The sequence below is a fragment of the Bacteroidales bacterium genome, from assembly GCA_021648725.1.
Lineage (GTDB): Bacteria > Bacteroidota > Bacteroidia > Bacteroidales > JAADGE01 > JAADGE01.
Genome location: JAKISF010000001.1, coordinates 107993 through 131696, shown reverse-complemented (window position 1 = coordinate 131696; position 23704 = coordinate 107993). Strand labels below are relative to the sequence as shown.

The following is a 23704-nucleotide window of genomic DNA, read 5'->3' as shown; positions in this document are numbered from 1 at the left end:
TTATTTATACTATTCAGCAATAAATGATTTTTCATCTATACTGATACTCGGACTCATTGTACTGGACATATAGATACTTTCCATATAACTTCCTTTTGCTGATGTCGGTCTTAATTTAAGAATTGTATTTAAAAATTCTTTTGCATTCTCAGCAATTTTTGAAGCATCAAAGGAAACTTTACCTATTGAAGAATGGATAATTCCATACTTATCAACTTTAAAGTCTATTTTCCCTTGTTTTAATTCATTTACGGTGTTCGCAATATCCATTGTAACTGTTCCGATTTTTGGGTTCGGCATTAAACCTCTTGGTCCTAAAATTCGACCTAAGGGACCTACCTTTCCCATAACAGACGGAGTTGCTACAATAACATCAATATCTGTCCAACCACCTTTGATTTTTTCGACATATTCATCCAACCCTACATGATCTGCACCTGCTGATTTAGCTTCGTCTTCTTTATCAGGTGTGCATAGCACGAGAACTCTTACGTCTTTACCTGTTCCGTTAGGTAATGACACTGTTCCTCTTACCATTTGATCTGCTTTTCGCGGATCTACACCTAATTTGACATCAATATCAACAGATGAATCAAATTTTGCGAATGTTATCTCTTTTACCAAAGATGAAGCTTCAGACAATGAGTACTTTCTGCCTTTTTCTACTTTAGCAAAGGCTGCCTTTACATTTTTAGTTATTCTTGCCATTTTATTAGGAAGATTAATTAATTCATCTTATCCGGGAAATTCGCCTTTCACGACAATTCCCATACTTCTAGCCGTACCTGCAACCATTTTCATTGCTGATTCAATTTTAAAGGCATTTAAATCTGCCATTTTATCTTCAGCAATTGCTCTGATTTGATCCCAAGTTACTTTAGCTACTTTATCTACGTTAGGTTCACCTGAACCGGACTTAATTTTAGCAGCTTGCAATAACTGGACTGCAGCGGGTGAAGTTTTTGTTACAAAATCAAAAGACTTATCTTTGTAAACCTGTATCTCTACCGGAATAACTTGTCCTGCTTTATCTTGCGTTCTGGCGTTAAATTGCTTACAGAATTCCATAATATTAACGCCTGCAGCACCTAATGCAGGTCCAACCGGTGGTGATGGGTTTGCAGCACCGCCTTTTATTTGTAATTTAACAACTTTTGTTACTTCTTTAGCCATTTTCTTTCTTTTTGAAAGTGTTTAAAAAGTGTATGTGGAAGCATTTATAATAAATAAACGTAACAGCTATTCTTTTTCTACTTGCATAAAACTTAATTCTAAAGGTGTTTTTCTACCGAAGATTTTAACCATAACTTTTAATTTTTTCTTTTCTTCGTTAACTTCTTCTATTACACCCGTGAACCCGTTAAAGGGTCCATCTGTAACTTTAACATTCTCTCCTGCAAAATAAGGTATTGATATAGATTCTTGGCTTTCTGTTAATTCATCAACTTTTCCAAGCATTCTGTTTACCTCTGTTTGTCTGAGTGGCACAGGCTCTCCTCCTTTTGTTTCACTTAAAAAATTGATAACATTAGGAACACCTTTTAAAATATGGGGGATTTCACCCACCAAAATTGCTTCAACGAAAACATAGCCCGGGAAATAGTTTCTCTCCCTGCTTACTTTCTTCCCGTTTCTTACTTGAAAAACTTTCTCTGTAGGAATAATTACCTGTATAATAAAGTCTTCAAGATTTAATCGACTGATTTCACTTTCGATGTAAAGTTTTACTTTTTTCTCTTTACCTCCGATTGCTCTCAGAACATACCATTTTGCTTTATTTTCAATTACTTCACTCATATCTTACTTAAAGAGCTTTATAAATAAAATCCATAATAAATTTAAACGATATATCCATAAGATATATAACCAAAGCAATGATAAATGATGCAATCATCACAACTATTGCACTATTTTGTAAATCTGACCATGTAGGCCAAGTAACTTTATTTACAAGTTCATTATATGACTGCTTTACGTAACCTTTAATTTTCATATCTGAAATTTAGCACGGGAGGAGAGACTCGAACTCCCGGCACTCGGTTTTGGAGACCGATGCTCTACCAACTGAGCTACTCCCGTTTGTTATACAAATTAATTCGGCAGCCGAAACAACTACCGAATTAATATTATTTTGACAAAATTATTATTCAATAATTTCAGTTACTTGACCGGCTCCTACTGTACGTCCGCCTTCACGAATAGCAAAAGTTAAACCATTATCAAGAGCAACAGGTGTAATCAAATTAACTTGAATTGTAACATTATCACCGGGCATAACCATTTCAGTTCCTTCCGGTAACATAATTTCTCCTGTAACATCAAGTGTTCTTAGATAAAACTGGGGTCTATAGTTATTATGGAACGGAGTATGACGTCCGCCTTCTTCTTTTTTCAAAACATAAACTTCAGCTTTAAATTTTGTATGAGGGTTAACTGAACCTGGTTTACAAATAACCATACCTCTTGAAATATCTTCTTTTTTTACACCTCTGAGAAGTAAACCTACATTATCACCTGCTTGTCCGTCATCAAGAATTTTTCTGAACATTTCAACTCCTGTAATTACTGATTTCATTTTTTCAGCACCAAGACCTATAATCTGAACTTCATCTCCTGTATGTATCAGTCCGGTTTCAATTCTTCCTGTTGCAACAGTACCTCTGCCTGTAATTGAGAATACATCTTCTACCGGCATTAAGAAATCTTTATCAACATCTCTCGGAGGAAGCGGAATCCATTCATCAACAGCATCCATAAGTTCCATTATTTTTTCTTCCCATTTTGCTTCTCCGTTTAATGCACCAAGAGCAGATCCCATAATAACAGGAGTATTATCTCCGTCATATTTATAGAAATCAAGAAGTTCTCTCATTTCCATTTCAACTAATTCAAGAAGTTCATCATCGTCAACCATATCAACTTTATTGATAAAAACAACGATTTTAGGAACGTTTACTTGTCTAGCTAAAAGAATATGTTCACGAGTTTGAGGCATAGGACCGTCAGTTCCGGCGACAACAATAATAGCACCGTCCATTTGAGCAGCACCTGTTACCATATTTTTCACGTAATCGGCGTGACCGGGACAGTCAACATGTGCATAGTGTCTTTTTTCAGTTGAATATTCAACGTGAGCAGTATTAATAGTAATACCCCTTTCTTTTTCTTCCGGAGCATTATCAATAGAATCAAAATCTTTAACTTCGCATAAACCTTTTTTACTTAGTGTTAAGGTAATCGCTGCTGTTAAAGTAGTTTTTCCGTGGTCAACGTGACCGATTGTTCCGATATTTAGGTGTGGTTTTGACCTGTCAAATTTTTCTTTAGCCATGATTATTTAAATTTATTATAAAGTGATTGAAAAACTTTTTTACATATATTTTTTAATGTTGAGCCGATGACGAGAATTGAACTCGTGACCTCTTCCTTACCAAGGAAACGCTCTACCCCTGAGCTACATCGGCTAATAAAAAAAAGAGCGGAAGACGAGGCTCGAACCCGCGACCTGCAGCTTGGAAGGCTGCCGCTCTACCAACTGAGCTACTCCCGCATTTTTTTATTATCTCCTTTTTTTGATTTGTGGGGGGAGGAGGATTCGAACCTCCGAAGGCTATGCCAACAGATTTACAGTCTGCCCCGTTTGACCGCTCCGGAATCCCCCCTTATTTCAAAAAAAGAGCCGATAGACGGATTCGAACCGCCGACCGGCTGATTACAAATCAGCTGCTCTGGCCAACTGAGCTATATCGGCAAAACTCTTTTAAAGATAAACTATTTCCTATAAAGAACTGTCTCGATTTCTTCGTTACTCTCAAAAATCGGTTTGCAAATGTAAAGATTATTTTTTAAGCAACCAAAATGTTTTTTTAATATTTTAATATTTTTTTAATTTACTTCAATTTACTTTTGTATTTTTTAACTTGTTTTTCAAGAGCATCAAGGGTTAGGTCAATAGCTTCTTCAAATGTTGTTGCTTCTTTTTCTGCAAATAAATCACTGCCGGGTATTTCAATTTTGATTTTAGCTTCTTTATTTTCCGTAAATTTTTTCTTTGATTTGTTATAATTAAGAGAAACTTCTGACCTTATTATTCCGTCAAAATATTTATCCAGTTTATTGACTTTATTGTTTACAAAATCAATTAATTTTTTGTCTGCATCGAAATGCGTAGTTTTTATGTTTATATCCATAATATTTATTTTTTTGCTCTGGGGTGAGCTTGTTTATAAATTTTATTTAGTTTTTCAAATGTATTGTGTGTGTATATTTGTGTTGCCGATAAATTTGCATGTCCTAATAATTCTTTTACGGCATTTATATCTGCCCCGTTGTTTAATAAATGTGTCGCGTAAGAATGTCTTAAAGTATGCGGGCTTCTCTTTTTAACGGAAGAAACAAGTGAAATATTTTTAGTAACAACTCGATATACCAAATTCGGATATATTTCTTTACCTGATTTAGTTATAAAAAAATGGTTTGTTTCGGGGGTTTGCTCTTCTCGCAACTTTGTATATCTTTTTATTAATGATTTAAAAACAACCGGGAAGGGAATAATTCTCTGTTTGTTTCCTTTACCTGTAACTTTTACTGTCATTTTATCTATATCTATATCAAATATTTTAATTACTATCAATTCGGCCCTTCTCATTCCTGTTCCGTATAAGAGTTCTATCATTAGTTTATTTCTGACACCTTCAAAATTGTCATCAAATAAATCACTGTCTAATAATACGTTAATTTTTTCTTCACTGATAAATTCGGGTAACTTTTTTTCGGTTTTAGGACGAACAACTTTCACGGCAGGATTTGTTTCGGTAAGTCCCTCTCGCATTAAAAAATTATAATATGTTCTGAGAGTTGATAATTTTCTGTTTATTGTTTTTGTACTTATTCCTTTTTCGGCTAATGAAGAAATCCATCTTCTGATAATTTTAAAATCAACGACTATTCCGTTAACTTTATTTTCAGGGAAGAAGTCTGAACAGAAATTTTCAAATTGGGCTAAATCACGTGCATAAGAATTTATTGTATGGAGAGAATATTTTTTTCGGAATTCTAAATATTTTAAGAATTTCTCCTTATGCATTGACAATAAAATTTTCGAGATTCTACAGAAATAAAATTCAATCGAGAAAATTACTTTCCCGAAGTAAAAAAACCTCAGAAAAGTAATGTGAAAAACTAAACTACTCGTTTTCTTCTCTTCTTAACTGCTCAACATATATAGCTTTAATAAGTTGTTGACGTTTTAAAACAGAAGGTTTATTAAATTGTTTTCTGATACGAACTTCTTTAATAACACCTGTTCTGTCAATTTTTCGTTTTAATCTTTTTAAAGCTCTTTCAATGCTTTCGCCTTCTTTAACGGGTATTTTAATCATAAAAATCTCCTTTTTTTAATTATTGTTATAAAAATTTTAAACGGCAAATTTATTAATTACTATAAAAATAACAAATATTTTTCACAAAAACAACAAATTGTTAAAATTTTATTTTAATACTTCTCTTGCAATTACTAATCTTTGAATTTCTGACGTTCCCTCTCCTATTTGCAATAACCTCTGGTCTCTGAAAAACCTTTCAATCGGATAATCCTTCATCAAGCCGTAACCTCCGTGAATTTGAACAGCGTCGTCTGCAACTTCTTTTGCAATTTCTGAACAGTATAATTTGGACATAGCAGCCTCTTTTCCGAAAGGTTTTTTATTATCTTTCAACCAACATGCTTTATATAATAAGTTTCTGCCGAGTTCAACTTTCATTGCCATGTCAGCAAGACGAAAAGAAATTGCTTGAAACTTATTAATTTCTCTTCCGAATTGTTTTCTTTCTTTTGAGTATTGAACTGCCATTTCTAATGCTCCTTGTGCCAACCCAAGTCCCATTGCAGCAATAGACAAGCGACCGTTATCAAGCGTGCTCAACATAATTTTAGAACCTTGCCCCTCTTTTCCGAGAATATTCTCCTTCGGAACTCTGCAATCATCAAAATACAATTCAGCAGTATCTGATGCTCGCCACATCATTTTTCCGTGCATGGGTATAGTGCTGTATCCTTTTGTTCCTTTATCAACAAGGATTGTTGTAAACTTTCGTTCTCTTCCTTCTGTTTTTGCAACTGTTTGCACCGTTGCTCCCATTGCAATCTTCGAAGCTCCGTTTGTAATAAAAATCTTTGAACCGTTTATAACCCACTCTCCGTTTACGAGTTTGCCTGTTGTTTTGGTTCCTCTGGAATCTGAACCTGCATCGGGTTCGGTTAAACCGAATGCCCAAAGATGCTCTCCTGTACAAAGCTTCGGCAAATATTTTTCTTTTTGTTCTTTTGTTCCGAAATAATAGATTGGACCGATACCCAATGAGTTATGTGCTGCAAGTGTTGCCGCTTGTGAACTGTCGATTCTTGCAAGTTCCTCAACAGCTATAATATATGAAAGTGTATCAAGTCCCTGCCCTCCGAATTTTTCAGGTAAATACATTCCGAACAAACCTAATTCTCCCATTTTTTTTGTTAAATCAACAGAGAATTCTCCTTTTTCGTCTAATTCTTGTGCAACAGGTTTAATCTCTCTTTCGGCAAAATTTCTTACGGTTTGGCGTATTAATTTATGTTCTTCTGATAAATCGAAATTCATTTTAAATATATTTAGAATTTTTATTTTGTAAATATAAATAAAATAAAAATGAAAAAAGATTACCTTAAAAGAATAAAATCATATCCTTTTCAAAAGTTTTTTTCCTTTAATAATTTTCTTTAAAAACATTTCTGCTTCTTCTGCTAAATTGTTTTCAAGTGCACTTGTTACGCTTCCTCTTAAAACCGAAACAGCATGTTCTAATTCAGGAATTGTATATTCATTTTCTGCCACAAGTCTTTTTATTTCAGCCAAAGATCCTCCGAAGATACAAGCCCTGTTTAATTTTAAAGTTATCTTTGAAGGTTCTTTTTGTTGTTTCAGAAATATTTCTTTTTTATTTTTTTTCCTGTTCATTTTTTATTTCACTTTTAAATAAGGACTTATTTTGTCGTATAATGATTTTGTAACGATCTCTTTATTTATTAAATCTTCAAGATTTTTATACGACCCTTTTCTATTTCTGTATTTCAATATTTTTTCTGCCTCTTTATAAGTTATGTAAGGATGCCTGCCGAGTTCTGAAACTTCGGCAAAGTTAATATTGATTTTTTCAAGTTTTGATTTATCTATAGTAATATCATCTGCAACTTTCAGGTAGTATTCTCTTTTCATACCGTAAACTTCAAGAAGTTGTTCTTTTTTGTAATATCCGCCGAGTAAATTTCTGTATTTTACAATTCTTGTTGCGTTGAATTGCCAAAATTTACCGTATTTTTTCATTTCTTCAATCGATAAATTGTTTATATTAACTTTCGGTTTAATATTAACTTCTTTTTCCTTTATTTCAGTACTGTCTTCTTTTATCGGAATTTTTATATAATTTTTTATTCTCTCGTATTGAAATTCTTTAATTCCGTATATCTTTTTCAAATCTTCTTTTTTATAAAACTTGCCGCCTTTGTCTAAATATTTTCGGATTACAGTAATTTGCTTTGTTGAAAATCCCAATCTTTTCCATTCAAAATCTGAAATTATATTAGGGTTAAAATCAATATAATTTTCTACATCAGGAATAAAATATTCCGAATTATTTTCTTTATTGCCATCATCAGAAAATTCCGAATTATAACTTCCTTCCTTTTCAGGTAAATCAATGTATGGATTTAATTTTTGAAATTGAAATGCCGAGATACCGTAAATCTTCTTAAAATCATTTTTATAGATAAACTTTCCGCCTTTGTTCAGGTAGTTATTAACAGTTTTTATTTGTTTTTCCGACAAACCCAATAATTCCCATTTATTTTTTGATGTATTATTCGGATTAAAAGAAAACAGTTGCAGAGTATCATACTTTAACTCGAAGTATGATTTGTTGTTATCTTTCTCTTTCAATACTAATGATTTTTCAAATTCGTTGATTTGTTTTTTAAATTCGGAAAAATCAATTTTTTCTTCTTTTATTAAAAGGTGTGAAAATTGGTTAATTAGAATTACGGTTAACACAAGAATAATAAGAACAATTATTCCCTTTTTTTCGCCTTTTGTGAACGTAAGAAATTCCTTTATTTGTTCTTTTCGAGACACTTAATTATTTGTATTTTTTAATAACTCCGTTTTTAATATCTGAAAGGTATTTTTTTAAATCTTGTTTTACTTCCGGAGCCAAAATTAATAAACCCAGAATATTTGGAATTGCCATGCTCAGTATCATAAAATCAGAAAAATCAACCACAGCACCAAGACTTGAAGCAGAACCTATCACTATAAATATCAAAAAAATAATATAATAAACTAATGAACTTAAATATAGATTTTTCGTTACTTTTTTATTTCCGAACCATTTTCCGAATAAATATTTAAAACCGTTTAAACCGTAATAAGACCAAGATATCATCGTTGAAAAAGCAAAAAGCAAAACGGCAATTAACAATATCCATGAAAACCAAGGAAAAACACTTTCAAATGCTTTTGAAGTCAGTTCGACACCTGCAAGTCCGTTTGCTAATGTCGGATCATAAAATCCCGTAAAAATAATTACAAGTGCTGTCATTGTGCAAATAACAACAGTATCAATAAACGGTTCAAGTAAAGCAACAAAGCCCTCACTTACAGGTCGGTCTGTTTTTACGGCAGAATGAGCAATTGAAGCTGAACCGACGCCGGCTTCATTAGAAAAAGCAGCTCTTTGAAAACCTACAATAAGCACTCCTACAAACCCACCTTTCATTGCATCGGCAGCAAAAGCACCGTTAAATATTAATCCGAAAGCATGCCCTGTTTCTGTAATATTAATTCCGATTATAATTAATGCAGCACCGACATACAAAACTGCCATAAAAGGTACAATTTTTTCCGTAACATTTGCAATACTTTTAATACCGCCTATTACAACAATACCGACAAAAATTGCAATTAGTATCCCGAAATATGCTCCGTACCCTTCAATTCCCATAAAATAAGGTGATAATTTACCCGATAATTGTGAAAATGCTTGATTTGCCTGAAACATATTTCCTCCTCCGAGAGAACCTCCGATTACAAGAACTGCAAATATTGCCGCAAGAACTTTTCCGAGCTTTCCGAGATTTTTCTTTTTTAATGCTTTACTTAAATAATACATCGGTCCTCCGGCAACTTGACCGTCTTCATCTATTGTTCTGTATTTTACGCCTAATGTAACTTCCGTAAATTTTGATGCCATACCGAGAAGTCCTGCAAGTATCATCCAAAATGTTGCACCGGGACCTCCTATTGTAATAGCAATTGCAACACCGGCAATGTTACCCAAGCCCACAGTTGCCGAAAGAGCAGTTGTCAATGCCTGAAAATGAGACACTTCCCCCTTATCCTTAGGATTGTCATATTTACCTCTTATTAAGTCGATTGCATGTTTAAATCCTTTGAAATTTATAAACTTCATTTTTATAGTAAAAAACAATGCACCGAAAACAAGCCACACAACTACAAAAGGAATTTTCATTTTTTTAGGGTCACCGTTTGCATGTTTTAAAACATTACCGCTGTCATCATGTAGTATAGGATTATAAATATGTAATGTTGCAAAAATATCAAACATCAAAACAGTTGCTATTGCATCAACAATAGGAGTGAAAAACGAATTTATTTTTTCGTCAGCAGATGTTGTTTCTATTACAAAAGTTTTTTTTGCTTTTATACCTTTTGCATCAGTTATTTCAATTGAATATTCTTTTCCTTCGGTTAAGCCGTCGGCAATTAAAGAGTTTAGAGAAGTTGATTGGTTTGACCAATAATAAGTATAAGGTGCTGTTCCGCCTTTTACAATAATACTTGCCACACCGTTATTAATTTTTTTTGATTTGTTTGATGTTTTTATTTCAAATTCAAAATTTTGACCGAATGATAAAACTGATATAAAAATAAATAATAAATTAAACAGAAAACTTCTCATTTTATTATGATTTTATTTATACAAAAACTGTCAGTATATTTACCTGACAGTTAGTTTTTATATTTTGATTTACTTAATTTGCAAACATTTTTAATTGTTGTGTAAGTTTCTTCTTCAGATTTTTTCTTTCAACAATATAATCCAAGAAACCGTGCTCCAAAACAAATTCAGAACGCTGAAAACCCTCGGGCAAATCATGACCGACCGTATCTCTTATTACACGCGGACCTGCAAAGCCTATTAATGCTTCGGGTTCTGCAATATTTACATCTCCCAGCATTGCATAAGAGGCTGTTACACCGCCGGTTGTAGGATCTAATAATAAAGAAATATATGGAATTTTTGCATCAGATAATTGATTTAATTTTGCTGATGTTTTTGCCATTTGCATTAATGAAAATGCGGCTTCCATCATTCTTGCACCTCCTGACTTTGAAATAATCATAAAAGGTATTTTATGCTCCAAACTGTAATCAATTGCTCTTGCAATTTTCTCTCCGACTACCGCACCCATTGAACCTCCTATAAATTCAAAATTCATTGCGGCAATAACAATATCATATCCTCCTATTTTTCCGGTAACAGAAGTCATTGCATCTTTTAAACCGGTCTTTTTTTCCATAGCGACTAATCTGTCGGTATATTTTTTTCTGTCATGGAAGTTTAAAGGGTCTGCTGATGTCAGATTTTTATCAAGTTCTGTATATTTATTATCATCAAATAAAATTTCAAAGTATTTTTTTGCAGGGATTCTGTCATGATAACCGCATTTACATACGTTAAGATTTTCTTCATGTTCCTCTGTAGTAACAACAGTCTTGCATTTCGGACATTTATACCACATACCTTCTTTTATTTCTTTTTTATCTTTGGTTTCGGTAACAATTCCTTGTTCTTTTCTGCTAAACCAACCTGCTTTTTCTTCAGCCATATCTTTTTAGTTGAAAGTTAAAAGTTAAAAGTTGAAAAGGAAATAAAAATCCTTTCAACAAAATTATATTTTCAATTATAAAAGTTCATTTCTGTTAATACAATTCAAATCTTCAAAAGCAATTTGTAATCTTTCTGCTAATGATTTTTCACCTTCTCGAAGCCAAACTCTCGGATCGTATTTTTTCTTATTCGGTTTGTCATCTCCTTCGGGATTTCCAATTTGTCCTTGTAAATAATCGTGATTTGCAGCTTCGTATTTTCTTACACCGTTCCAAAATGCCCACTGTGTGTCTGTATCAATATTCATTTTAATTACTCCGTATGAAACTGCCTCTCTTATTTCTTCGTGAGAAGAACCTGAGCCTCCGTGAAAAACAAAATTAACAGGCTCACTGTCTGTAAGATTATGTTTTTCTTGAATATATTTTTGAGAATTTAAAAGAATTTTCGGGGTAAGTTTTACATTTCCGGGTTTATAAACTCCATGCACATTTCCGAAAGATGCTGCGACTGTAAATTTATCACTTATTGCTGATAGTTTTGTGTAAGCATAATCAACATGTTCAGGTTGTGTGTAAAGTTTTGATTCGTCAACATCCTCATTATCAACACCGTCTTCTTCTCCACCTGTAATACCGAGTTCAATTTCCAAAGTCATTCCTATTTTGCTCATGTCTTTAAGGTATTTTTCGGAAATTTCAATATTTTCTTCGAGAGTTTCTTCCGATAAATCTAACATGTGCGAACTGAAAAGAGGTTTACCGTATTTCATGAAATGTTTGTGCCCTTCTTCAAGAAGTCCGTCAATCCAAGGAAGTAGTTTTTTTGCTGCATGGTCGGTATGTAAAATTACGGGAACACCGTATGCTTCCGCTACCGAATGAACATATTTTGCTCCTGCGATTCCTCCGAGAATTTGTGCTGAATGATTATCATTATTTAAGCTTTTACCTGCAAAAAACTGGGCTCCTCCGCTTGAAAACTGAATCATAACGGGAGAATTTGCTTTTGCGGCAGCTTCAAGCACTGCATTTACGGAATGAGAACCGACTACATTTACTGCCGGTATTGCAAAGTTGTTTTCTTGTGCAATTTTAAAAAGTTTTTGAATATCTTCTCCATGAAGAACTCCGGGTTTTATATTTTTGAATGCCATATCTTTTTGAATTATGAATTATAAATTTTGATTTAATAAATTAATTTTCTGAAAATAAAATTCAAAGATAATAATTTGATTATTTAGGGCAAGATTTTTTTATCTATAATAGATTGGTTTAAGAACTTTCATAAGATCTCTTTCTAATAACTCTTTTATTCTTGGGTCATTTGCAGAGGAAATAAAATTATAATATAAAACTTCTTTGTTTTCATTAAATAATAATACTCCTATTTCTTTATCAGCAAATCTTGTAGGCGGAAGGTATATTCTTACGCCATCTCCTAATATTCCGGGTGGTCCATATGGTCCTACTCCTAAAGTATAATGTCCTTTTAGATAAATGAGTAAAAAACATTTATCTGTTTTAATCTCATAGTTTTGAAAAATAGTGCCGGGAAAAAATAAATTATTTATCGGATTTGGAGAATTCTTAATTTTCATAACTAAACTCCGTATGTCTTCAATATTTTCATCATTATATTCTTTTCTATAAAGATTTTCTTTGATTTCATACTTTTGTATAAGCATATCATATGTCTTATTTACAATTTTTTCTCTAATATCTTTTTCAAGTTTGTCGTCAGCCATCCTTTTACCCTGAAAGTCAACCTCATCTATTATCACCATCGGTAATAACACAACAAGTGTATCAATTGACTTCTTTATTTGCTTATAATCAGAAACATATTTACCTGTACTGCAACCAAATATAAGAATTGACATTAATGTAATAAGAATTGTTTTATTCATAACTTTTATCTCTTACATATTCCTCCTATACTGCCCACCGACTTGAAATAATGCTCCCGTTATTTGCCCGATTGAGCAAACTTTTGCGGTTTCCATAAGTTCGGCAAAAATATTTTTATTTTGTTTTGATGCCTGTTTTAAGCTTTCAAGTCTATCCCCTGCTCTATTTTCTTTTGTTTTATGAAGTTGTTCAAGCATTTTAATTTGATATTCTTTTTCTTCTTCAGTTGCTCTTATAACTTCACCTGGTGTAACCGTTGGTGAGCCTTGTGATGATAAGAAAGTATTTACACCCATAATAGGAAGTTCGCCCGTATGTTTTAAATTTTCATAATACAAACTTTCTTCTTGTATTTTACTGCGTTGATACATGGTTTCCATTGCTCCGAGAACTCCGCCACGTTCAGTAATGCGGTCAAATTCCGTTAAAACGGCTTCTTCAACTAAATCGGTAAGTTCTTCAATAATGAAAGCTCCTTGCAGCGGATTTTGATTTTTTGCCAAACCAAGTTCATGATTTATAATAAGTTGTATTGCCATTGCACGTCTTACACTTTCCTCTGTAGGTGTTGTAATCGCCTCATCATAAGCATTGGTATGCAAGGAGTTACAATTATCATAAATTGCATAAAGTGCTTGCAAACTTGTGCGAATATCATTAAAATCAATTTCTTGTGCATGTAAAGAACGACCGGAAGTTTGGATATGATATTTTAATTTTTGCGAACGGTCGTCCGCACCATATTTTTGCTTCATTGCTTTTGCCCAAATTAAACGTGCAACTCGTCCCATAACAGAATATTCGGGGTCTAATCCGTTCGAAAAAAAGAATGATAGGTTCGGTGCAAATTTATTAATATCCATTCCTCTGGAAACATAATATTCCACGTAAGTGAAACCGTTGGCAAGCGTAAATGCAAGCTGGCTGATAGGATTTGCTCCTGCTTCGGCAATATGATAACCTGAAATTGAAACAGAATAAAAATTACGGACACCATTATTTATGAAATATTCTTGCATATCGCCCATTAATTTCAATGAAAAATCGGTTGAATAAATGCAAGTGTTTTGTGCTTGGTCTTCTTTTAAAATATCAGCTTGAACGGTTCCTCTTACTTTTGTAATTGTTTCTGTTTTTATTTTTTCGTAAACATCTTTCGGCAGAACTTCATCTCCCGTTACACCGAGAAGCATTAATCCCAAACCGTTATTTCCTTCGGGTAAATCTCCTTGATATTTGGGTCGTTGCGTTCCTTCTGCTTTATAAATTGCATTTATTTTTTCTTCAATTTCTTTTTCTAAGCCGTTTTCTTTAATGTATTTTTCGCATTCTTGGTCAATTGCGGCATTCATAAAATATGCCGTCATAATAGGAGCCGGTCCGTTGATTGTCATTGAAACCGAAGTTGCAGAATCTGTAAGTTCAAAACCTGAATATAATTTTTTTGCATCATCAAGGCAAGCTATCGAAACACCGGAGTTTCCTATTTTTCCGTAAATATCGGGTCTGCGGTCAGGATTTTCGCCGTAAAGAGTTACACTGTCGAATGCAGTTGATAATCTTTTTGCAGGCATTCCGAATGAAACGTAATGAAATCGTTTATTTGTTCTTTCGGGTCCGCCTTCGCCTGCAAACATTCTTGTAGGGTCTTCTCCTTCACGTTTAAACGGAAAAACTCCTGCTGCATACGGAAATTCTCCCGGAACATTTTCACGTAAGTTCCATTTTAAAATTTCGCCCCAATCTTTATATTTAGGTAATGAAATTTTTGGAATTTTTAAATGCGAAAGACTTTCAGAAAAAGTTTTAACTTTAATTTCTTTGTTTCTTACTTTGTAAATAAATTCATCTCCTGCATAATTCTCAACTTTCTCTTCCCAGCTTTCAATGATTTTTTTGTTTCGCAGGTCGAGGTCGAGTTCTGTTTCTTCATAAAGTTTTTTTATAGTTTCAGATGCTTCAAGGTCTTTCAGGTGCTCAAAGGTTGTTTTGTAAGCAAATAAATTTCGTGCAATCTCTGCTTGCTTCTCTGTCCAATCATTATAAGAACGAATAGTTTCAGAAATTTCTGACAAATACCTCACTCGCTTCGGCAGAATAATTTGCAATTTTTCATGTTTAACTTCCTTTATATTTTCTTTATTGATAAAATTAACAGATGTTTTTTCTGTAATTAATTTCATTAAAGCAAAATACAATTCATTAACCCCGCTGTCATTAAATTGCGAAGCAACCGTTCCGTAAACCGGCATTTTATCTGTTTCAATATCAAAAAGTTCGTGATTTCTTTGATACTGTTTTTTAACGTCTCTGATTGCATCAACTGCACCTCTTTTATCTGATTTATTTACTGCAATAATATCTGCAAAATCAAGCATATCTATTTTCTCTAACTGTGTTGCAGCACCGTATTCGGGTGTCATAACGTACATTGCAATATCGCTGTGTTCTGTGATTTCAGTATCAGACTGCCCTATACCTGAAGTTTCTAGAATAATTAAATCGTAATCTGCAATTTTTGCAATATCAACCGCATCTTTAACAAAAGGAGACATCGCCAAATTTGCCTGACGAGTTGCCAAAGAACGCATATAAACACGCTTATCGTTTATACTGTTCATACGAATACGATCACCGAGTAATGCTCCGCCTGTTTTGCGTTTTGAAGGGTCAACCGAAATTATTGCAACTGTTTTTTCGTTAAAATCATCAAGGTATCTGCGAACAAGCTCGTCAACCAAAGATGATTTGCCTGAACCTCCCGTACCTGTAATTCCAAGAACCGGTATTTTTTTAGTTTTTACAATTTTTCGTATTTCTTGTAAAATACCGGAAACTTTATTATTACAACATTCGGCAATAGTTATTAAACGAGCAATTGAATTTACATCTTTCTTTTTTATATTTGCAATACTATGGTAATCAGAAAGTTCAAAAGAGAAGTCAGACTTTTGCAAAAGGTCGTTAATCATACCTTGCAATCCCATTTCTCTACCGTCATCGGGCGAATATATTCTTGTTATACCGTATTCTTGCAGTTCTTTTATTTCTTCAGGAAGGATAACTCCGCCGCCGCCGCCAAAAATTTTAATATCAGGTCTGCCTTTTTCTTCGAGCAAATCTTTCATATATTTAAAAAACTCAATATGCCCGCCTTGATAGGATGTTATTGCAATTGCCTGAACATCTTCTTGTACGGCACAGTCAACAATTTCTTGTACGGAGCGATTATGTCCGAGATGAATTACTTCTGCTCCCGTACTTTGAATTATTCTTCGCATTACGTTAATTGCCGCATCATGCCCGTCGAAAAGCGATGCTGCCGTTACTATTCTTATATGATTCTTTGCTTGATATTTTTTTTGAGATTTGATATTTGAGATGTTAGACATAAGATTATAGATATTTGATGTTTGATACTTAAGTTTTGAGTTGTCAAAAATACAAAAAATAGGCTTATTTTAAGAATGTCGTATTAAGCAATTGTTTCAAAAGGATTTTTTTCTATATTTACAATCCAAAAATATGAATAAATAAAAAAATAAAAATATGCTAACAAAATTTAAAGAAACAGCCGACTTTTTAAAGTCAAAAATATCAACACAACCGGAAGTTGCTATTATTCTGGGCAGCGGTTTAGGAGGACTCGGAAATAAAATTAATAATGCGACAGTAATAAAATATGAGGACATTCCAAACTTTCCTGTATCAACAGTTGAAGGACATTCAGGCCAATTAGTTTTCGGAGAACTCGGCGGAAAGAATGTTGTTGCAATGCAGGGACGTTTTCATTATTATGAGGGATACGGGATGAAAGAAGTTACATTTCCTGTAAGAGTTATGCATTTTTTGGGAGCAACAAAATTAATTGTTTCAAATGCAGCAGGCGGAATGAACCCAAAATTCCGACAAGGTGATTTAATGATTATTAATGACCATATTAATAATTTTCCCGAACATCCGCTTCACGGGAGAAACTTTAAAGAACTCGGGGTTCGTTTTCCGGATATGAGTAATGTTTATAATAAGGGATACATTAAAATTGCGGAAGAGCTTGCAAAAGATGTTGATATTACTGTTCATCAAGGAATTTACATCGGAAGTTCCGGTCCTACGCTTGAAACTCCTGCCGAATATCGATTATTCCATCTTTTCGGAGCAGATGCAACCGGTATGTCAACCGTGCCGGAAGTAATTGTTGCACATCATCAAGGAATGCGTATATTTGGTATGTCAGTAATCACAAATGTAAGTGAAACCGATGACCCGACTGATGAAACAACTCATGAAGAAGTTCAAGACGTTGCAGGCTCGGTTGAACCGAAAATGACTAAAATTATTGAGGGGTTAATTGAGAAGATGTAAGATTATTTAGAATAGTAGTCTCGGTGTGAATCATTTAACTTAATATAAATTCACACCGTGACTTCTTAATTTACATACAATGGATATATTTTTCAACAAGTTCTTTAATTTTATCTTTTTTGCCGAATAATTCTTCACTTAATTTCTCATCTTTATAAGATTTTAATTTAGAAATAAATGCATTAATAGTTCCTTTCGGAAAAACATTCTCGTTTTCATAAAAAGACCTTTCACTTTCAAGATAATCTGCTGATTGTGAGCACGATTGCGGCAAGGCAACAAGTCTGTCTAAAATATGTTTATTTTCTTTCTCAAAAATATTAACATTTACATACAGTTCTTCGGCACGTTGTAAGGAGTCAGGGTTTAAAATTCCGTTCTTTGCTGCAAGAATAATCCCTGCAAAAAGATGGTATAAGTCTGCCGAACCGTCAGGAACTCTGAATTCTGCTGTTTGTTTACCGGTTACATAAGGCACCTCTCCCCTTTCTTGCGGATTTGCATCTTTAATCATATTTGTTTTTGCAATCCAACCAAGCGGAACACGAACTAAAACAGAGCGGTTACTGTCTCCCCAACAAACCATTGTAGGAGCTTCTTGATGCGGAACTAAACGAAGATAGGATGTCGGAATTGTATTTCCGAATGCAGTTAAAGATTGTGCTTTATCTAAAATTCCTGCAATAGCTTTTTTAGCAACATCAGTTAAGCCTACTTCACCTGCCATTACATTTACATCATCTTTATCTACCTGAAAATGAACATGAATACCGCTTCCTGCCTTTCCGACAGTAATTTTCGGAGCAAAACTGATAAGTACTCCGTACTTTTTTCCGAGCATTCTTAAAATCCATTTTGCAATAATAAGTTGCTCAACGGCTTTTTCCGGGTCAACAGGCATAAACTCAATTTCATGCTGTTCATACATAAAGTCCCCGTCTTTAAAATTGCCCACTTCGGAATGCCCATATTTTATTTTACCTCCGCATTGTGCAATAAGTTGCATTGCTTCCAAACGTAAGTTTTCATAGTTTGTAAACGGAAGCGATGAATGATAACCTTTTTGATCAACTGCAGGGTATAAATCGTCATTTTTACCGATTATATAATATTCGAGTTCTCCCATTGCTTTAAAAGAATATCCTGTTTCTTTTTTGAAAACTTGATGAGCTTTCTTTAAAATATATTCGGGAGCACTTTCAAGCGGATTTCCGTCCTTTGTATAAAAAGAACACATAATATCCAAAGTGGTTTTTTCCGTAAAAGGGTTTACAAATGCCGTACTGAATCGAGGTATTGCATACAAGTCACTGGTTTCGGCATGAATATATGAGAATAAACTTGAACCGTCAACACGCTCTCCTGTTGAAAGAATTGATTCAAGGTAATTTTTTCCCGTAATTACAAAATTTAATGTTTTTAATTTTCCGTCTTCACCGACATATCTGAAATTTAACATTTCAATATTATTATCATCTATAAATTTAATAATATCGTATCTTGTAAATTCACTTGCAGGTTTCTTCAGGTGCTGAACAAGTTTATTCGGGTTCATTAATACTTCTAATTCTCTCATTTTACATTAGTTAATTAACAAATTAAATCTCCTGATTTTCTGTAAAAATAAGACAAAGTTACAATAATACCAAATTGCTCATTAGCTCTTAAAATATTTGCATAAACCCCTTGGAATCTATATGTTATCATATTTACTTTTAATAGCAATCATTAAAAACTATCTGATAATAATCAGATTACCTTCTAATTGTAAATTGGGAATTATTATTGTTTATTTTTAGCTGATAAATTTAAGTTTCTGCTATTTTTGTAGTTTCTATAAATAATCGAAAATAACAGTAATGAACAAGTTAAACGATTTGCCCGATATAATAAAAAAAGACTTTACAAATAAAGAAGCTACAAATATTATAAGTTCTGCAAAAAAAGAACTTTTGGAAGGCAAAATTAACACAAAATATCTATACATTTTTTTAAACTATACCGGAAAAATTAATTTTTTATGTTCTTTAAAATCACAAAAAAAAAGAGAAGAATGGGCAAACTTAGTATTTGAAATAATTCAAAAAACAGAATACAGTTTGCTTTCTATGATTAAACAGCGTGTTGATGAGCATCCTGAAAAAATATTATTTAAAGACCGGTCAAAACCCCGAGTTGTCGAATGGACGTACAAACAAGTTTTTCATCATATAAAAGAAATAGCAGCATTTATATATTCCATAAATAAAAAAAATCCGAAAGTTGCTTTATACATGAATAACAGTATTGAAGGAGCAATTTCTGATTTAGCCTGCTTGTCATACGATATTTTTAATACACCCCTAAATATTCATTTTAATGAAGATATATTAAAACATATTATTGAGAAATTAAATATTGATATTATTATTACTGATACTTCAGAAAGATTAAAAATTGTTACGGCTGCAGTCAAAAATATTGACAAAAAAATTAAAATAATTGTTACGCACATTAATACAGCAAAAAATAAAGATGCAGATTATTTTCTGAGTAAAGAATGTAAGAAAATATCGTTACAAAAAGCTGATGAAATTTTAAATAAAAGAGAAAGGAAGAAAATAAACCAAGTTGCAACAACAATGTTTACTTCCGGAAGTACAGGAATGCCGAAAGGAGTTTCTTTCTCAATTTACAATATTATCAGTAAACGATTTGCACGTGCGGCAGCATTACCGCAAGTCGGAAAAAATGAAAAACTGATATGTTATTTACCGCTATTCCATACATTCGGCAGATTTCTGGAATTAACAGGTACTATTTTTTGGGGCGGCACATATATTTTTGCAGGAAATTCGTCTTCGGCAACTTTATTATCTTTATTTCCTAAAGAGCATCCTACAGGTTTTATAAGCGTTCCTATTCGTTGGGGGCAAATTTATGAGAAATGTATAAAAGCCACAGAAGGAATTGAAGATGAAAAAGAACAGCAGAAAGTAATAAAAAGCATAACGGGTAAAAATCTTCATTGGGGCTTATCAGCAGCCGGTTATCTTGACCCGAAAATATTCAGATATTTTCATAAACACGGAATTACACTAAACAGCGGTTTCGGAATGACAGAAGCAACCGGAGGAATTACGATGACACCTTCTTATGACTACAAAGAAAACTCAACAGGGATTCCTTTACCGGGAACAAAAACAAGATTAAAAGAAAATGGTGAACTTGAAATTAAAAGTCATTATCTGGCAAAATATTTAGAAGATGCAGGACCGGAAGACATAATTCCTTATCCTCACGAAGAAGATTATTGGTTATCAACAGGCGATATTTTTAAAATTGACAATAACGGTCATCATGAGATTATTGACAGAGTAAAAGACATTTACAAAAATAACAAAGGACAAACAATTGCTCCCGGAATGATAGAAAAGAAATTTGCAGGAGTCCCCGGGATTAAGCAAACATTTTTAATCGGTGACGGAAAACCGTATAATGTGCTTTTAATTGTTCCCGATTTTGAAGATCCGGTATTAACTTCCGGAAGTAAAGATGATAATATTAATGAATATTTCCACCAAATAATTACAACAGCAAATAAAGATTCGGCACCGTATGAACGCGTAATAAATTTCAGCATAGCAAACAGAGAATTTTTAAAAGAAAAAGGGGAGATAACCGCAAAAGGTTCATTTAAAAGAAAGAATATAGAAAAAAACTTTTCAGAATTAATAAGTAAGTTATATGAAAAAGATTTTATTCTTATTAAAAAGAAAAATTTTGAAATTGTAATTCCCAGATGGTTCTACAGAGATATCGGAATATTAGAAACTGATATAATTTCTGATAAAGAAGGCATCTACAATAAAGTAACTAAACAAAAATTAAGAATACAAAAATCTTATAAAGAAAATATTTATTTAATCGGAGATTTAGAATATAAAATATATGATAAAAAAGTTGATTTGGGAATAATTGTCAGACAACCCAAACTTTGGGCAGGAAACCCTGAACTTATATCTTTTTCACCTTGTAAGGTAAGCTTTGATTTACCTTTAAAGAATATTTCTCCTCAATTACGTGTTCCGAAAAAAGATATAAGAACTTACCACCCGGGAGAAATACCTCAAATTTTAAATATTATTGATGCTGACCTTACCTTTCTAAACACCTTACTATCAGAAACATTACACTCTGACACTAAAACATCGTTAATCAGCCTTAAACAAATTGAAAAAATATTTACCCAATCTGATAAAAATAAAGCAGAAATTATTCGCAGAAGATTAGAAGCCTTAGCCTGTCATAAAGATGAAGAAATCAGAGTTAGTGCATATCGAATTTTATTAACAAAAGATCCGGAGCCTAACTTCTCAGAACTTCTTCCTGCATTTATTAATTCAGGCAAAACATTTCTTAATGAGCAGTCAATAAGAACTTTAGCAAAAAACACATTTGCTTTTCAACATTTTGACAGCTTAAGAAAACGAATGTTTCATTACAGAAATGAAATGAAATGGCCTGCCGACAAACAAACAAGAAAACAATTCGACACAATTTTCAGGCTGCTTCTGAACTTCGGAATAAATCATCCGAAATATTACAAATCAATCAGAGCCGAATTTGCTTCATGGATGCTGTTAAAAAATGAACCTGTTTTATCAAAAAAAGCACATAAATATTTTTATGAATTATTTGAAGGATTCAAAAAACAAATAAGCAAAACATCAAAAATTTACACTGAAAAAGAATGGAAATCTTTATTAGTTTTTGACGAAGGAATTTCAGAAGATAATAAAAAAGAACTGACAACAAAATTAGCTTCAAGTAATACTCTTAAACAAGCACTTATTTTAATTTATGACGAATACAATTTCGATCTTAAATTAATTGCAAAAAATAACATTTGGGTTTCACGTGTTAAAAGTTACAGAAACACAAAGCATTACAGAATGAGCATTAATACAAAAAAAGGTAAACATTACGATTTGCATATTGCAATTGATGAAAAATTAAAAACTCAAAAAGGACTCGAAACTTTATACAGAATGATTGCAATAGGCGGATACCCCTTTGACAGTCCTTCCCTTACAATATTCGGATGTAGTAATCCTTCTGAAAAAATTATTATTTCGGGTTATTTAAGTATGCTTACGGCATGGGACAAAATAAGAGCTATTGCAGAAATGCAAGCATTCGGACAAATAGAACAAGCAAATACGTGGAGAAAAATATATATCCGCTCAATGAGTGCATTCTTCAGAGTTTGGCACAACAGCAATCAAGAAATAATGCCCGGTTTTGTATCTCCCGGAAATGTTGCACTTCCTGAAAATGACTTCTCTGATAATTCAGTAGTTATTTCTCTTTCCGGTTGGAATAAAAATGCACAAATCAGCTCTTTAATTTCGGCAATGTTAAAAAACTTTTATAAAAAAGCAACAGCACATTATCCATTATTAAAAAAACATATAAAAACAAGATGGATATATCATGCGTGTGTTGAAGCTTTGGGAGAAAAAAAATCAAGACTTCTTTTTAAAAAGCTTATTTCAGAATACGAAAACAAACCTGCTTTAAAAGAAAATGAACTTGAAATATATGAAACATTAAAAGAATATTTAAAAGATTTTAAAGGAAGAATTTATTTACCCTTAGCTCTTTTTAATGCAATTGACAGATATTCTGATTGGGTTAAGAAAAGTAAAAAAGCAAGTATCACAGCTAAAGAGCAAACCATAGCAGAACTGTTTGATTTATATGCTTTAGGGAAATTTCCGGAAATTATCAGATATAAATTTTACAGAGAAACATTTTTTAAAGATTCAGACAAAGAAGTTGTTTCATATTTCGATATACTGATAAATAAAATGTCAGAAAATATAAATCATTTACCAATACAACTAACAGAACTTTCTGATTTACAATCTGTATTAAAGAACAGTTCAGAAAAGAATATTTTCGGAAAAATGGTTTTCCCGGGAATTAAAACAAAACAAAAAGTCGATATTTTAACAATAGGAGAAAAAAAAGACGAACATGTTATCGTCCGTTCAATTTTAAAAGACAAAAACAATACTGAATACACTATGAGAGAACCTCTTGAAGCGTTTGAAGTAGGTGAACTTTATAAATTATTTTTTAAAGAGAATTATCCTAAAGAAATTTCAAAACCGGATAGACACTATATTCTTACAGACTCAAATGAACGTGTTATCGGTGGTTTATGCTATAAAGAATTAGATGAAAATGTTGTATTAATTGACGGAATGGCTGTTACATCTCCATTACACGGTAAAGGAATAGGCTCGGCAATGATGGAAGATTTTTTCACAAGAATGAAAGCACAAGGAATCAAAACAATAAAAGCTCATTTCTTATTCGGAAACTATTATCTAAAACATAATTTTGTAATTGACAAAAAATGGGGAGCATTAGTCAGGGAATTATAAAAAAGGTTGCAAAAAAATGAAACTAAAAAAAGCCGAACTTACGTTCGGCTTTTT

19 protein-coding genes and 5 tRNA genes are annotated in these 23704 nt (G+C 32.7%); 2 read left to right on the top strand and 22 right to left on the bottom strand.

The annotated features are described in order from the left end of the window. Nucleotides 1–9: 9 nt before the first annotated feature. The 21 genes from rplA to L3J35_00400 form a co-directional block, all read right to left on the bottom strand. Complete coding sequence (gene rplA / locus L3J35_00500) at nucleotides 10–708, bottom strand: 50S ribosomal protein L1 (GenBank protein ID MCF6364659.1); 699 nt, start codon at nucleotides 706–708, stop codon at nucleotides 10–12. 27 nt (nucleotides 709–735) lie between these two features. Next, the gene (gene rplK / locus L3J35_00495) at nucleotides 736–1173 is read right to left on the bottom strand and encodes a 50S ribosomal protein L11 (GenBank protein ID MCF6364658.1); all 438 of its coding nucleotides are present in this window, start codon (nucleotides 1171–1173) and stop codon (nucleotides 736–738) included. A 66-nt stretch (nucleotides 1174–1239) separates the two neighbouring features. Beyond that, complete coding sequence (gene nusG / locus L3J35_00490; protein MCF6364657.1) at nucleotides 1240–1797, bottom strand: transcription termination/antitermination protein NusG; 558 nt, start codon at nucleotides 1795–1797, stop codon at nucleotides 1240–1242. 7 nt (nucleotides 1798–1804) lie between these two features. Continuing rightward, nucleotides 1805–1993: a preprotein translocase subunit SecE gene (gene secE / locus L3J35_00485; GenBank protein MCF6364656.1), complete on the bottom strand. Its 189-nt coding sequence runs from the start codon at nucleotides 1991–1993 to the stop codon at nucleotides 1805–1807. Between the two features lie 13 nt (nucleotides 1994–2006). Further along, nucleotides 2007–2079, bottom strand: a tRNA-Trp gene (locus L3J35_00480). 64 nt (nucleotides 2080–2143) lie between these two features. Further along, complete coding sequence (tuf, locus tag L3J35_00475) at nucleotides 2144–3331, bottom strand: elongation factor Tu (protein ID MCF6364655.1); 1188 nt, start codon at nucleotides 3329–3331, stop codon at nucleotides 2144–2146. Between the two features lie 61 nt (nucleotides 3332–3392). Continuing rightward, a tRNA-Thr gene (locus L3J35_00470) sits at nucleotides 3393–3464 on the bottom strand. Nucleotides 3465–3477: 13 nt separating this feature from the next. After that, a tRNA-Gly gene (locus L3J35_00465) sits at nucleotides 3478–3550 on the bottom strand. Between the two features lie 30 nt (nucleotides 3551–3580). Then, nucleotides 3581–3662, bottom strand: a tRNA-Tyr gene (locus tag L3J35_00460). A gap of 15 nt (nucleotides 3663–3677) precedes the next feature. Further along, nucleotides 3678–3751, bottom strand: a tRNA-Thr gene (locus L3J35_00455). A gap of 139 nt (nucleotides 3752–3890) precedes the next feature. After that, nucleotides 3891–4190, bottom strand: coding sequence for a ribosome-associated translation inhibitor RaiA (raiA, locus tag L3J35_00450; GenBank protein MCF6364654.1), 300 nt, complete (start codon nucleotides 4188–4190; stop codon nucleotides 3891–3893). 5 nt (nucleotides 4191–4195) lie between these two features. Further along, complete coding sequence (locus L3J35_00445) at nucleotides 4196–5086, bottom strand: tyrosine-type recombinase/integrase (GenBank protein MCF6364653.1); 891 nt, start codon at nucleotides 5084–5086, stop codon at nucleotides 4196–4198. A gap of 100 nt (nucleotides 5087–5186) precedes the next feature. Beyond that, a complete protein-coding gene (gene rpsU, locus L3J35_00440) occupies nucleotides 5187–5381 on the bottom strand; it encodes a 30S ribosomal protein S21 (protein MCF6364652.1) in 195 nt (64 codons plus the stop codon). Nucleotides 5382–5489: 108 nt separating this feature from the next. Further along, nucleotides 5490–6635: an acyl-CoA dehydrogenase family protein gene (locus L3J35_00435; protein ID MCF6364651.1), complete on the bottom strand. Its 1146-nt coding sequence runs from the start codon at nucleotides 6633–6635 to the stop codon at nucleotides 5490–5492. 78 nt (nucleotides 6636–6713) lie between these two features. Then, the gene (locus tag L3J35_00430) at nucleotides 6714–6992 is read right to left on the bottom strand and encodes a hypothetical protein (protein MCF6364650.1); all 279 of its coding nucleotides are present in this window, start codon (nucleotides 6990–6992) and stop codon (nucleotides 6714–6716) included. Between the two features lie 3 nt (nucleotides 6993–6995). Beyond that, a complete protein-coding gene (locus L3J35_00425; protein ID MCF6364649.1) occupies nucleotides 6996–8162 on the bottom strand; it encodes a helix-hairpin-helix domain-containing protein in 1167 nt (388 codons plus the stop codon). A gap of 4 nt (nucleotides 8163–8166) precedes the next feature. After that, nucleotides 8167–10008 carry an amino acid carrier protein gene (locus tag L3J35_00420; GenBank protein ID MCF6364648.1) on the bottom strand — a complete coding sequence of 614 codons (1842 nt, stop codon included), beginning with the start codon at nucleotides 10006–10008 and terminating at the stop codon, nucleotides 8167–8169. Nucleotides 10009–10081: 73 nt separating this feature from the next. Continuing rightward, entirely contained in the window at nucleotides 10082–10939 is an 858-nt protein-coding gene (accD, locus tag L3J35_00415) for an acetyl-CoA carboxylase, carboxyltransferase subunit beta (protein MCF6364647.1), read from the bottom strand. 75 nt (nucleotides 10940–11014) lie between these two features. After that, a complete protein-coding gene (gene fbaA, locus L3J35_00410; GenBank protein MCF6364646.1) occupies nucleotides 11015–12097 on the bottom strand; it encodes a class II fructose-bisphosphate aldolase in 1083 nt (360 codons plus the stop codon). Nucleotides 12098–12196: 99 nt separating this feature from the next. Beyond that, nucleotides 12197–12850: a hypothetical protein gene (locus tag L3J35_00405; GenBank protein MCF6364645.1), complete on the bottom strand. Its 654-nt coding sequence runs from the start codon at nucleotides 12848–12850 to the stop codon at nucleotides 12197–12199. A 12-nt stretch (nucleotides 12851–12862) separates the two neighbouring features. Further along, a complete protein-coding gene (locus L3J35_00400) occupies nucleotides 12863–16243 on the bottom strand; it encodes a methylmalonyl-CoA mutase family protein (protein MCF6364644.1) in 3381 nt (1126 codons plus the stop codon). 157 nt (nucleotides 16244–16400) lie between these two features. On the opposite strand from L3J35_00400, the gene L3J35_00395 reads away from it, so the two are divergent. Then, nucleotides 16401–17216: a purine-nucleoside phosphorylase gene (locus L3J35_00395; protein ID MCF6364643.1), complete on the top strand. Its 816-nt coding sequence runs from the start codon at nucleotides 16401–16403 to the stop codon at nucleotides 17214–17216. 70 nt (nucleotides 17217–17286) lie between these two features. Here L3J35_00395 and L3J35_00390 read toward each other — a convergent pair whose 3' ends face one another. After that, nucleotides 17287–18792, bottom strand: a complete 1506-nt coding sequence (locus L3J35_00390) for a glutamine synthetase family protein (protein ID MCF6364642.1) — start codon at nucleotides 18790–18792, stop codon at nucleotides 17287–17289. 283 nt (nucleotides 18793–19075) lie between these two features. On the opposite strand from L3J35_00390, the gene L3J35_00385 reads away from it, so the two are divergent. Then, the gene (locus tag L3J35_00385; protein MCF6364641.1) at nucleotides 19076–23650 is read left to right on the top strand and encodes a GNAT family N-acetyltransferase; all 4575 of its coding nucleotides are present in this window, start codon (nucleotides 19076–19078) and stop codon (nucleotides 23648–23650) included. The last annotated feature ends 54 nt before the right edge of the window (nucleotides 23651–23704 follow it).